The 12553-nt window shown below is 38.0% G+C and carries 11 protein-coding genes; all 11 read left to right on the top strand.

Annotated features, from left to right (window positions below; all coding sequences use genetic code 11):
• The first annotated feature begins 42 nt into the window (after positions 1-42).
• The 11 genes from sucC to tsf all read left to right on the top strand — a co-directional run bounded on the left by sucC (position 43) and on the right by tsf (position 12533).
• On the top strand, positions 43-1203 hold the full coding sequence (gene sucC / locus AC1DS7_RS23970) for an ADP-forming succinate--CoA ligase subunit beta (protein WP_002014529.1): 1161 nt from the start codon (positions 43-45) through the stop codon (positions 1201-1203).
• Positions 1204-1222: 19 nt separating this feature from the next.
• Complete coding sequence (sucD, locus tag AC1DS7_RS23965; RefSeq protein ID WP_002033796.1) at positions 1223-2125, top strand: succinate--CoA ligase subunit alpha; 903 nt, start codon at positions 1223-1225, stop codon at positions 2123-2125.
• An 88-nt stretch (positions 2126-2213) separates the two neighbouring features.
• Entirely contained in the window at positions 2214-3083 is an 870-nt protein-coding gene (dprA, locus tag AC1DS7_RS23960) for a DNA-processing protein DprA (RefSeq protein WP_215588454.1), read from the top strand.
• A gap of 144 nt (positions 3084-3227) precedes the next feature.
• A complete protein-coding gene (gene topA / locus AC1DS7_RS23955) occupies positions 3228-5306 on the top strand; it encodes a type I DNA topoisomerase (RefSeq protein ID WP_002088184.1) in 2079 nt (692 codons plus the stop codon).
• Positions 5307-5354: 48 nt separating this feature from the next.
• The gene (trmFO, locus tag AC1DS7_RS23950; RefSeq protein ID WP_002014534.1) at positions 5355-6659 is read left to right on the top strand and encodes an FADH(2)-oxidizing methylenetetrahydrofolate--tRNA-(uracil(54)-C(5))-methyltransferase TrmFO; all 1305 of its coding nucleotides are present in this window, start codon (positions 5355-5357) and stop codon (positions 6657-6659) included.
• Between the two features lie 71 nt (positions 6660-6730).
• Positions 6731-7630, top strand: a complete 900-nt coding sequence (gene xerC, locus AC1DS7_RS23945; protein ID WP_078175468.1) for a tyrosine recombinase XerC — start codon at positions 6731-6733, stop codon at positions 7628-7630.
• 42 nt (positions 7631-7672) lie between these two features.
• A complete protein-coding gene (hslV, locus tag AC1DS7_RS23940) occupies positions 7673-8215 on the top strand; it encodes an ATP-dependent protease proteolytic subunit HslV (protein ID WP_002014538.1) in 543 nt (180 codons plus the stop codon).
• A gap of 22 nt (positions 8216-8237) precedes the next feature.
• On the top strand, positions 8238-9629 hold the full coding sequence (hslU, locus tag AC1DS7_RS23935; RefSeq protein ID WP_002014539.1) for an ATP-dependent protease ATPase subunit HslU: 1392 nt from the start codon (positions 8238-8240) through the stop codon (positions 9627-9629).
• 77 nt (positions 9630-9706) lie between these two features.
• Positions 9707-10486: a GTP-sensing pleiotropic transcriptional regulator CodY gene (codY, locus tag AC1DS7_RS23930; protein WP_002014541.1), complete on the top strand. Its 780-nt coding sequence runs from the start codon at positions 9707-9709 to the stop codon at positions 10484-10486.
• Between the two features lie 354 nt (positions 10487-10840).
• Positions 10841-11542, top strand: coding sequence for a 30S ribosomal protein S2 (rpsB, locus tag AC1DS7_RS23925; RefSeq protein ID WP_002088178.1), 702 nt, complete (start codon positions 10841-10843; stop codon positions 11540-11542).
• Positions 11543-11645: 103 nt separating this feature from the next.
• On the top strand, positions 11646-12533 hold the full coding sequence (tsf, locus tag AC1DS7_RS23920) for a translation elongation factor Ts (RefSeq protein ID WP_002088177.1): 888 nt from the start codon (positions 11646-11648) through the stop codon (positions 12531-12533).
• Positions 12534-12553: the final 20 nt, after the last annotated feature.

Genomic DNA, 12553 nt, shown 5'->3' with positions numbered 1-12553 from the left:
AAACTTTTCGAGTAAAACAGGAAAACAGGGGAGGATGGGACCATGAATATCCATGAGTACCAAGGTAAGGCAGTCCTTAGAAGCTATGGGGTTAGCGTTCCGAACGGGAAGGTTGCATTTACAGTAGAAGAAGCTGTAGAAGCAGCGAAAGAATTAGGAACGGAAGTATGTGTAGTTAAAGCGCAAATTCACGCTGGTGGACGCGGCAAAGCTGGCGGTGTAAAAGTTGCGAAAAATTTAGAAGAAGTTCGTACATATGCAGAAAGCATTTTAGGAACTACACTTGTGACGCATCAAACAGGTCCTGAAGGTAAGGAAGTAAAACGCTTACTTATCGAAGAAGGTTGCGATATTAAAAAAGAATATTATGTAGGTCTTGTATTAGATCGTGCAACTTCTCAAGTTGTTTTAATGGCATCTGAAGAAGGTGGAACAGAAATTGAAGAAGTAGCAGAAAAAACGCCTGAAAAAATCTTTAAAGAATATATTGATCCAGCAGTAGGTTTACAAGGTTTCCAAGCGCGTAGAATCGCGTTTAACATCAATATTCCAAAAGAACTTGTAGGACAAGCTGTGAAGTTTATGATGGGCTTATACAGTGCGTTTATCGAAAAAGATTGCTCTATCGCTGAGATTAATCCACTTGTTACAACAGGTGACGGTAAAGTTATGGCGTTAGATGCAAAATTAAACTTTGATTCTAATGCGTTATATCGCAATAAAGACATTTTAGAACTTCGTGATCTTGAAGAAGAAGATTCAAAAGAAATTGAAGCTTCTAAATATGATTTAAACTACATTCCTTTAGATGGAAATATCGGTTGTATGGTTAATGGTGCAGGTTTAGCAATGGCTACAATGGATATCATTAAACATTACCATGGTGACCCGGCTAACTTCTTAGATGTTGGTGGCGGCGCAACAGCTGAAAAAGTTACAGAAGCATTCAAAATTATCCTTTCTGACAAAAATGTAAAGGGTATCTTCGTTAACATTTTTGGTGGCATTATGAAGTGTGATGTTATCGCAGAAGGTGTTATTGAAGCGACGAAGCAGGTAGGTCTTGAGTTGCCTTTAGTTGTACGTCTTGAAGGTACAAACGTAGAGCTAGGAAAGAAAATTTTAAATGAGTCTGGTTTAAATATTGTTGCAGCAGAATCTATGGCAGACGGTGCACAAAAAATTGTTTCACTAGTGGGCTAATAGAAAGCGGGGGAGAAAAATGAGCGTATTAGTTAATAAAGATACAAAAGTTATTGTTCAAGGTATTACAGGTTCTCAAGGGTTATTCCATACAAAGCAAATGATTGAATACGGTACGAAAATTGTAGGTGGTGTAACACCAGGTAAAGGTGGCACTGATATTGAAGGCGTACCAGTATTTGATACAGTAGAAGATGCTGTGAAAGCAACAGGCGCAAACGCTTCAGTTGTATACGTTCCACCCGCTTTTGCGGCTGATGCAATTATGGAAGCTGTTGATGCAAAGGTTGATTTAGTAGTATGTATTACTGAAGGAATCCCTGTATTAGATATGGTAAATGTAAAGAGATATATGGCGGGTAAACATACACGTTTACTTGGACCAAACTGCCCTGGTGTCATTACACCTGACGAATGTAAAATTGGTATTATGCCAGGATATATTCACAAAAAAGGTCATGTTGGTATCGTATCTCGCTCTGGTACATTAACGTATGAAGCTGTACATCAGTTAACGCAAGAAGGTATTGGCCAATCTACTGCTGTAGGTATCGGGGGAGACCCTGTTAACGGTACGGACTTTATTGATGCGTTAAAAGCATTTAATGAAGATGAAGAAACGCATGCTGTAATTATGATTGGTGAAATCGGCGGTACGGCAGAAGAAGAAGCAGCAGAATGGGTACAAGCTAATATGACAAAACCAGTTGTAGGCTTCATTGGTGGTCAAACAGCGCCTGAAGGCAAACGTATGGGTCATGCTGGGGCGATCATTTCTGGCGGCAAAGGAACTGCTGCTGAAAAGATTAAAACAATGGAAGCTTGTGGTATTAAAGTAGCGGAAACACCAGCTGTTATGGGTGAAACATTAATCTCTGTTTTAAAAGAAAAGGGATTATTTGAGACTTGTAAAAACTACTAATCTTTTTGAAAGACACCTTCTTATTAGAGGGTGTCTTTTTACACATTTTTTGTTTACATAATAAAAATTATGGGTAAGGAGAATTGAGATGAAAAGAGAACGTTTATTGCACCTTCATTACATGTTGGCGGATCATTGGAAGGCGATGGAGAGACTACTATATGTTGATCCAGAACTGAAGGGAATATACACTTTTAGTCCGAAACAATTTGAATATTACGCTGGAATATCCTCGGAAAAATCTTTAGAACTAGTAAATTTTCTTCAAATTTCAAATCTCCAACAATATGTATCCCAGTTAGAAAAAAAGAAAATATTTTATATAACAATATGGGATAAGGACTATCCACAATTACTGCGAGAAATACAAGATCCCCCTTTTGTTTTATACGGAAAAGGAGAAAGAGATTTTCTAAATAAAGTAAATAAATTAGCGATTGTTGGAACGAGAGAACCGTCTTTATATGGAAAGGAGAGTATGAAGTTTATTTTACAACCTTTACTTGAAAAAGAATGGCTTATTGTTAGTGGGTTTGCAAGAGGGATAGATACAATTGCTCATGAAGTTACAGTAAGGCAGCATTGCCCGACCATTGCAATATTAGGACATGGATTATCTTATATGTATCCAAAGGAGAATAGAGGTTTATATGACACGTGGAAAGATTATATATTGTTATTGACAGAGTATCCGCCCCATTATGTGCCGAAAAAATGGTATTTCCCAAAAAGAAATCGAATTATTAGCGGTATAAGTAAAGGTGTTTTAGTTGTAGAAGCAAAAACGAGAAGTGGATCCCTTATTACTGCAGACCTTGCGCTAGAACAAAATAGAGAGGTGTTTGCGCTTCCTGGACCTATATTTATAGAGAGTGCAGCGGGAACGAATCATCTAATTCAACAAGGCGCCAAGCTAGTAAGAAATGCGGAGGATATCCTTGAAGAAATTTTAAATTAACCATATATTTTTATGTTTTTATTAAACAATTATTGACAAATGGTAGATTGTCGCTGTATGGTATATTCATTCTTGATTGACAAAAACAAGAGAAATCAATAAGATTGATGAAGACTTGAATCCACCTCTTAAGGAGGCACTAGCATGTCAGATTACCTCGTAATCGTGGAGTCGCCTTCTAAGGCGAAGACCATTGAAAAATATTTAGGGAAAAAATACAAAGTCGTCGCGTCCATGGGACATGTCCGCGATTTACCTAAAAGCCAAATGGGGATAGAAGTAAAGAATAACTTCACTCCGAAGTATATTACCATTCGTGGTAAGGGTCCCGTTTTAAAAGATTTAAAATCAGCGGCAAAAAAAGCAAAGAAAGTCTATCTCGCGGCCGATCCGGATCGTGAAGGAGAAGCAATTGCTTGGCATTTAGCAAATACGTTAAATGTGGACGTTGAATCAGATTGCCGAGTTGTATTTAATGAGATTACAAAAGATGCAATAAAAGAATCATTTAAATATCCTCGTGCAATTAATATGGATTTAGTAGATGCACAACAGGCAAGGCGTATACTCGATCGTCTTGTTGGTTACAATATTAGTCCTTTATTATGGAAGAAAGTAAAAAAAGGATTAAGTGCAGGACGCGTACAATCTGTAGCAGTTCGTTTAATCATCGAACGTGAAAAAGAAATTCAAAGTTTTGAACCTGAAGAATTCTGGACAATTAAAACAGAATTTGTGAAAGGGAAAGACACATTTGAAGCAAGCTTTTACGGTGTAGATGGTGAAAAAGTTCAATTAACGAACGAAGCACAAGTGAACGAAATAATCGAAAAGATGAAAGACAATGCGTTTTCGGTTGAAAATGTAACGCGAAAAGAGCGAAAGCGTAACCCTGCATTACCGTTTACAACATCTTCCTTGCAACAAGAGGCAGCGCGTAAGTTAAATATGCGAGCAAAGAAAACAATGATGCTTGCACAGCAGCTGTATGAAGGGATAGATCTTGGAAAACAAGGGACTGTAGGTCTTATTACGTATATGAGAACTGATTCAACACGTATCTCAGAAACAGCTCAAACAGAGGCTCGTGATTACATTACTGAGGCGTTTGGTGCGGAATACATAGGAACAGAGAAGAGGAAAGAAACGAAAAAGTCGAAAGCACAAGATGCGCATGAGGCGATTCGTCCTACTTCGGTAATGAGAAAGCCAGAGGAACTAAAAAGTTTCTTAAGTCGTGATCAACTCCGTTTGTATAAACTGATTTGGGAGCGATTTGTTGCAAGTCAAATGGCATCTGCTATAATGGATACTGTTACAGCGAAACTCATTAATAACAATGTTCAGTTCCGTGCAAGTGGATCAGTTGTAAAGTTCCCAGGATTTATGAAAGTGTACGTAGAGTCGAAAGATGATGGTGCGGAAGAAAAGGATAAGATGTTGCCACCGTTAGAAGTAGGTGAAACTGTATTTTCAAAAGATATAGAACCAAAGCAACATTACACACAGCCTCCGCCGCGTTACACAGAGGCTCGTCTAGTAAGAACACTTGAAGAGCTTGGAATTGGGAGACCGTCTACTTATGTACCGACACTTGAAACAATCCAAAAACGAGGATACGTTGCTTTAGATAATAAACGCTTCGTTCCGACTGAGCTTGGTGGAATAGTAATCGAACTTATTTTAGAGTTTTTCCCAGAAATTATTAACATTGAATTTACTGCCAATATGGAGCAAAGCCTTGATGAAGTAGAAGAAGGAAATGCAAATTGGGTGAAAATTGTTGATGATTTCTACGTAGGATTTGAACCGCGCTTAGAAAAAGCGGAAAAAGAAATGCGTGAAGTGGAAATTAAAGATGAACCAGCTGGGGAAGACTGTGAATTATGTAGTCACCCGATGGTCTTTAAAATGGGTAAATATGGGAAGTTTATGGCTTGTTCAAATTTCCCGGAATGTCGTAATACAAAACCGATTGTAAAAGAAATCGGTGTTACTTGTCCGAAGTGTGATAAAGGGCAAATTATTGAACGCCGTAGTAATAAAAAGAAACGCCTTTTCTACGGATGCGGTACGTATCCAGAATGTGACTTTGTATCTTGGGATAAGCCGATTGGTCGTAAATGTCCGAAGTGTGAAGGTATGCTCGTAGAGAAAAAGTTAAAAAAAGGCGTGCAAGTACAATGTATTTCGTGTGATTATGAAGAAGAACAACAAATGTGAGCGTAACTGCTCACATTTTTTTCGGGAAGAAAAGGAAAGGTGATATATATGACAACACAAGTAGTAAACGTCATTGGCGCAGGTCTTGCAGGAAGCGAAGCAGCTTACCAAATTGCAAAGCGTGGTGTCCAAGTAAAATTATATGAAATGAGACCAGTAAGGCAAACACCAGCTCATCATACAGATAAATTTGCTGAATTAGTATGTAGTAACTCACTTCGCGCAAACACATTGACAAATGCTGTTGGTGTTATTAAAGAAGAAATGCGTCTAATGGATTCTGTCATTATTCGTGCAGCTGATGAGTGCTCTGTACCAGCAGGAGGTGCTTTAGCTGTAGACCGTCATGAATTCGCGGCGAAAGTGACTGAATATGTGAAAAATCATCCGAACGTAACTGTAATGAATGAGGAAATCACTGAAATTCCAGAGGGACCAACTGTTATCGCGACAGGTCCACTTACGTCTCCGGATCTTTCTGCACAATTAAAAAAACTAACAGGTGAAGATTATTTTTATTTCTATGATGCTGCAGCGCCAATCGTTGAGAAAGACAGCATTGACATGAATAAAGTATATTTAAAATCCCGTTATGATAAAGGTGAAGCGGCATATTTAAACTGTCCAATGACAGAAGAAGAGTTTGATCGTTTTTATGAGGCTTTAATTGCTGCTGAGACAGTGCCTTTAAAAGAATTTGAAAAAGAAATTTTCTTTGAAGGTTGTATGCCAGTAGAAGTTATGGCAAGTAGAGGAAGACAGACGTTAGTATTTGGACCGATGAAGCCTGTTGGGTTAGAAGATCCGAAAACAGGGAAAACACCGTATGCGGTTGTTCAATTACGTCAAGATGATGCAGCAGGAACATTATATAATATTGTAGGCTTCCAAACACATTTAAAGTGGGGGCCACAAAAAGAAGTGTTACAGCTAATTCCAGGACTAGAAAACGCAGAGATTGTACGTTATGGTGTAATGCATCGTAATACGTTTATTAATTCGCCTAATTTACTTCGTCCAACATATCAATATAAACAACGTGATGATTTATTCTTCGCTGGTCAAATGACTGGTGTAGAGGGTTATGTTGAATCAGCAGCATCAGGATTATTAGCGGGTATTAACGCTGCTCGACTTGTAAAAGGTGAAGAGCCAGTTGTATTACCACCTGTAACTGCAATGGGAAGTATGGCAAATTATATTACTGCGACAAATGCGAAAAACTTCCAGCCAATGAATGCAAACTTCGGTTTATTTACACCGTTAGAGAAGAAAATTAAAAAGAAACAAGAGCGAAATGAAGCATATGCTACACGCGCTTTGGAAACAATTCAAAATTTTGTAAATATTTAATTAAATTTCTTGCAAAGGCTACTAAGTTGTGATACGATTTAGTAGCCTTTATTGAGGTGAATTATATGGATGTGAATGTGAAGAAATTGTTACAATTATTCGTTGGATATTTACAAATTGAAAGAAATTATTCAAAATATACAATTGCAAGTTATCAAAATGATTTAGAACATTTTGTGCAATTTATGGAGCGAGAAGGCATATCCTCTTTTTTAGATGTTACATACGCGGATGTTCGTTTATACTTGACGACGTTGCACGATCAGAAGTTAGCCCGTAAATCTGTCGCAAGGAAAGTATCAAGCTTACGAAGTTTATATCGTTTTTTGATGCGTGAAGGTTATCAAAAAGATAATCCGTTTGCACTTGCGTCACTTCCCAAGAAAGAATTGTCAATCCCAAAGTTTTTATATGCTGAAGAGTTAGAGGAATTGTTTGAAGTTTCTGATACAGGGGCACCATTAGGTCAAAGGAATCAAGCTTTATTAGAGTTGATGTATGCAACTGGGATTCGTGTAAGCGAATGCGTTAATTTGCAACTTACCGACATTGACTTTGCAGTGGGAACAATTTTAGTGATGGGAAAAGGGAAAAAACAAAGATATATTCCGTTCGGAAGCTATGCACAAGATGCTTTAATTACTTATATAGAGAACGGGAGAAAACAGTTAGCTCAAAAGACTGAAGAACAATCTCATATGGTATTTTTAAATGCGAAAGGTAAGCCGTTAACAGATCAGGGTGTACGTTATGTTTTGAACGAACTCATTAAGAAAGCTTCACTTACAATGCGGATAAGTCCCCATATGTTAAGGCATACATTTGCTACACATATGTTGGATGAAGGAGCGGATTTACGTACTGTGCAGGAGCTATTAGGTCATGAGAATTTGTCAACCACACAAATTTATACGCATGTCTCTAAAGAAAGATTGCGTTCTGTGTACATGAAGCATCACCCGCGGGCATAAATTGCTTTTAAGGCTATAAAAACATATAAAGGAGTTTTTTCTATGGGAAATTTCCACGCTACAACGATATTTGCAGTTCATCATAATGGAGAATGTGCAATGGCTGGAGATGGTCAGGTAACGATGGGAAATGCTGTTGTAATGAAACATACAGCTCGCAAAGTTCGCAAACTTTTCCAAGGGAAAGTTTTAGCTGGTTTTGCAGGATCAGTTGCTGATGCATTTACTCTTTTTGAAATGTTTGAAGGAAAATTAGAAGAGTATAATGGCAACTTGCAGCGCGCTGCAGTTGAGATGGCGAAACAATGGCGTGGTGATAAAATGCTACGTCAGCTAGAAGCAATGCTCATTGTCATGGATAAAACAACGATGCTCCTTGTTTCAGGTACAGGAGAAGTGATTGAACCAGATGATGGTATTTTAGCAATTGGTTCAGGCGGACATTATGCACTTGCTGCTGGTCGTGCTTTAAAGCAACATGCAAGTGAACATTTAACAGCGAAACAAATTGCGAAGGCCAGTTTAGAAATTGCAGGCGATATTTGTGTTTATACGAACCACAACATAATTGTTGAAGAATTGTAGAATCGTAAGGGAGGCATTTTATATGCATTTACATTTTACTCCGCGTCAAATTGTGGAAAAATTAGATCAATACATCATCGGTCAAAAAGATGCAAAGAAAGCGGTTGCTGTAGCTCTACGAAATCGATACCGTCGCAGTAAATTAGTTGAAAATTTACGTGATGAAATTGCACCTAAAAACATTTTAATGATTGGACCGACAGGTGTTGGTAAAACAGAGGTAGCACGGCGAATGGCGAAACTCGTTGGAGCACCTTTTATTAAGGTTGAAGCGACGAAATTTACAGAAGTTGGATATGTGGGTCGAGATGTAGAGTCGATGGTCCGTGACCTTGTTGAAACGTCTGTTCGCATTGTGAAAGAGGAAATGGTAGTTAAAGTTCAAGATAAAGCAGAAGAGCAAGCGAATCAACGTCTTGTTGAAATTTTAGTGCCGAGTCCGGAGAAGCAATCTGGATTTAAAAATCCATTAGAAATGCTTTTTGGTGGTAATCAAAATTCAAACCAAACATCTGATGCACAGGAAGATGATGAAATCGAAAAGAAACGTCAAGATGTGGAAAGAAAGCTTGCGGCAGGCCTTCTTGAAGATGAAGTGATATCAATCGAAGTGACGGAACAACAGTCTTCTATGTTTGATATGTTGCAAGGAACTGGCATGGAACAAATGGGAATGAATTTCCAAGATGCACTAGGAAGTATCATGCCGAAAAAAACGAAAAAACGTAAACTTTCTGTAAAAGAAGCAAGAAAACTCTTGACAAATGAAGAGGCACAGCGCTTAATTGATATGGATGAAGTTACACAAGAGGCTGTTTATCGTGCTGAACAGCTCGGGATTATTTTTATCGATGAAATTGACAAAATTGCTGGTAAGCAGTCGAATAGCGTAGATGTATCGCGTGAAGGTGTGCAACGTGACATTTTACCGATTGTAGAAGGATCGAATGTAGCAACGAAATACGGATCAGTAAAAACCGATTATATTTTATTTGTTGCAGCTGGAGCGTTCCATATGTCTAAACCGTCGGATTTAATTCCGGAATTGCAAGGGAGATTTCCGATTCGAGTAGAATTAACAAAATTATCGGCGGATGATTTTGTTAAAATATTAATCGAGCCTGACAATGCGCTAATTAAACAGTACACGGCGTTATTAGCGACTGAAGGTATAGAAATTGAATTTTCAGACGAAGCTATTCGTAAGATTGCTGAGATTGCTTATCAAGTTAATCAGGATACAGATAATATTGGAGCGAGAAGACTTCATACTGTTATGGAGAAGCTCCTTGAAGATTTATCGTTTGAGGCATCTGAAATTACGTTAGAGAAAATAACGATAACACCTCAATATGTTGAGGAAAAATTAGCGACAATAGCTAAAAATAAAGATGTGAGCCAGTTTATTTTGTAATAGTGTCATCAGGTGACTCGCCCTAGTTTCCAAGTGATGAAAAAATATGTAAGTAACATGTAGGAGGAAATTTTGAAATGGAATTATTAGCAAAAACGAGAAAATTAAATGCGTTATTACAGAGCGCAGCAGGAAAGCCTGTAAACTTTAGAGAGATGTCTGACACAATGTGTGAAGTAATTGAAGCGAACGTGTTCGTTGTAAGTCGTCGCGGTAAATTATTAGGATATGCGATTCACCAACAAATCGAAAACGAACGTATGAAGCACATGCTTGCAGAGCGTCAATTCCCAGAAGAGTATACGCAAAGTTTATTCAATGTTACAGAAACATCTTCAAATTTAGGTGTGGATAGTGACTACACAGCATTCCCAGTAGAAAATAGAGAATTATTCGGTCAAGGTTTAACTACAATCGTACCAATCGTTGGTGGCGGTGAGCGTCTAGGTACACTAGTATTAGCTCGTCTTGGTCAAGAGTTCTTAGACGATGATTTAATTCTTGCTGAATACAGCTCAACTGTTGTAGGTATGGAAATCTTACGTGAAAAAGCAGAAGAAATCGAAGAGGAAGCACGTAGTAAAGCTGTTGTTCAAATGGCGATTAGCTCATTATCTTACAGTGAGTTAGAAGCAATCGAGCATATCTTCGAAGAATTAAATGGAACAGAAGGTTTACTTGTTGCAAGTAAAATTGCTGATCGCGTAGGAATTACTCGTTCGGTAATCGTAAATGCACTACGTAAATTAGAAAGTGCTGGTGTTATTGAGTCTCGCTCTTTAGGTATGAAAGGAACATACATTAAAGTGCTAAACGACAAGTTTCTACAGGAACTTGCTAAATTAAAAACAAACTAATTTATAAAAAAACTCTCCTCGCTTGAGGAGAGTTTTTTGTTTTTTTAAGTGAATGATTTTGCTTACGTAAGGCGTCATGACAACATTCATTAGAAAACTATTAATTAACCTTCAATTCCTTGCTTAAAGGAATTGAAGGTTGGTAATACTAGGATTTGAGCGTGAAAAAAAGAAAGTTTTACATTGTTCGCATTTTCGACTTGATTGTAATATTTCAGTATGATATAGTAAGCAGTGGTGTCAGTACAAAGTACACACGTTTACTGATTTAAGTGTTGGTGCTACGTTCGTAGTTTCGCTTAGAGATGAAGTAAACGGAGGATATCAAAAAAACCATTTAGGAGGAACTAAATTATGTCAGTAATTTCTATGAAACAATTGCTTGAAGCTGGTGTTCATTTCGGACATCAAACTCGTCGTTGGAACCCAAAAATGAAGCGTTACATCTTCACAGAGCGTAACGGTATCTACATCATCGACTTACAAAAAACTGTGAAAAAAGTTGAGGAAGCTTACAGAACGATGCGTGACATCGCTGCTGAAGGTGGAGACATTTTATTCGTAGGTACTAAAAAACAAGCACAAGAAGCTATTAAAGAAGAAGCAACTCGTGCTGGTATGTACTTCGTTAACCAACGTTGGTTAGGTGGAACTTTAACAAACTTCCAAACAATCCAAAAGCGTATCAAGCGTCTTAAAGATATCGAAAGAATGCAAGAAGATGGTACTTTCGAAGTACTTCCTAAGAAAGAAGTTGTTCAACTTAAAAAAGAGTTAGAGCGTCTTGAGAAATTCTTAGGCGGTATTAAAGATATGAAAGGTCTTCCAAGTGCATTATTCATAGTAGACCCTCGTAAAGAGCGTATTGCAGTTGCTGAAGCACGCAAATTACACATTCCAATCATCGGTATCGTTGATACAAACTGTGATCCGGACGAAATCGATCACGTTATTCCAGCAAACGATGATGCAATTCGTGCTGTAAAACTTCTTACATCTAAAATGGCAGACGCGATCCTTGAAACAAAACAAGGTGAAGAAACTGTTACTGCGTAACAAATTTGGAAAGGTGATAAGGGGTTCGGCCTTTTATCACCTTTTTTAAGGTATAAACACCTTTATAAAAGGTATAAATACATATTTTAGGAGGATGAAAAATATGGCAATCACTGCACAAATGGTAAAAGAACTTCGCGAAAAAACTGGCGCAGGTATGATGGACTGCAAAAAAGCTTTAACAGAAACTAACGGCGACATGGAGAAAGCAATTGACTTCTTACGTGAAAAAGGTATTGCGAAAGCTGCTAAAAAAGCAGACCGCATCGCTGCTGAAGGTTTAACTTTCATCGAAACAAACGGTAACGAAGGTTTAATCTTAGAATTAAACTCTGAGACTGATTTCGTTGCGAAAAACGAAGGTTTCCAAGCGTTAATTAAAGAATTAGCTGCTCACTTATTAGCTAACAAACCTGCTAACGTTGAAGAAGCTATGGCTCAAACAATCGAAGGCGGCAAAACAGTAGAAGAGCACATCAACGAAGCAATCGCTAAAATTGGTGAAAAACTTACACTTCGTCGTTTCGAAATCGTATCAAAAACTGATGCTGATGCATTCGGCGCTTACCTACACATGGGTGGACGTATTGGTGTATTAACAGTTCTTGAAGGTTCTACTGACGAAGCAGCTGCTAAAGATGTAGCAATGCACATCGCAGCAGTTAACCCTAAATACATCGACCGCGATGCTGTAACAGCTGAAGAAGTTGAGCATGAGCGTCAAGTATTAACACAACAAGCTTTAAACGAAGGCAAGCCTGAAAAAATCGTTGCGAAAATGGTAGAAGGCCGTCTTGGCAAATTCTTTGAAGAGATTTGCTTACTTGACCAAACATTCGTTAAGAATCCTGACATGAAAGTTCGTCAATTCGTTGAGTCTAAAGGCGGAACATTAAAAGGATTCGTTCGCTACGCTGTTGGTGAAGGTATCGAAAAACGCGAAGACAACTTTGCTGAAGAAGTAATGAACCAAGTAAAAGGTAACAACTAATACAGATTAGGGAACACATT

The organism is Bacillus sp. P4_E1, assembly GCF_056401715.1.
Note: the sequence above shows the minus strand (reverse complement) of the source record. Positions and strands in the feature narration are given on the sequence as shown.

Excerpts from the sequence above, each read along its gene's own strand:
- sucC (WP_002014529.1), top strand. The coding sequence starts at position 43 with ATGAATATCCATGAGTACCAAGGTAAGGCAGTCCTTAGAAGCTATGGG.
- sucD (WP_002033796.1), top strand. The coding sequence starts at position 1,223 with ATGAGCGTATTAGTTAATAAAGATACAAAAGTTATTGTTCAAGGTATT.
- dprA (WP_215588454.1), top strand. The coding sequence starts at position 2,214 with ATGAAAAGAGAACGTTTATTGCACCTTCATTACATGTTGGCGGATCAT.
- topA (WP_002088184.1), top strand. The coding sequence starts at position 3,228 with ATGTCAGATTACCTCGTAATCGTGGAGTCGCCTTCTAAGGCGAAGACC.
- trmFO (WP_002014534.1), top strand. The coding sequence starts at position 5,355 with ATGACAACACAAGTAGTAAACGTCATTGGCGCAGGTCTTGCAGGAAGC.
- hslV (WP_002014538.1), top strand. The coding sequence starts at position 7,673 with ATGGGAAATTTCCACGCTACAACGATATTTGCAGTTCATCATAATGGA.
- hslU (WP_002014539.1), top strand. The coding sequence starts at position 8,238 with ATGCATTTACATTTTACTCCGCGTCAAATTGTGGAAAAATTAGATCAA.
- codY (WP_002014541.1), top strand. The coding sequence starts at position 9,707 with ATGGAATTATTAGCAAAAACGAGAAAATTAAATGCGTTATTACAGAGC.
- rpsB (WP_002088178.1), top strand. The coding sequence starts at position 10,841 with ATGTCAGTAATTTCTATGAAACAATTGCTTGAAGCTGGTGTTCATTTC.
- tsf (WP_002088177.1), top strand. The coding sequence starts at position 11,646 with ATGGCAATCACTGCACAAATGGTAAAAGAACTTCGCGAAAAAACTGGC.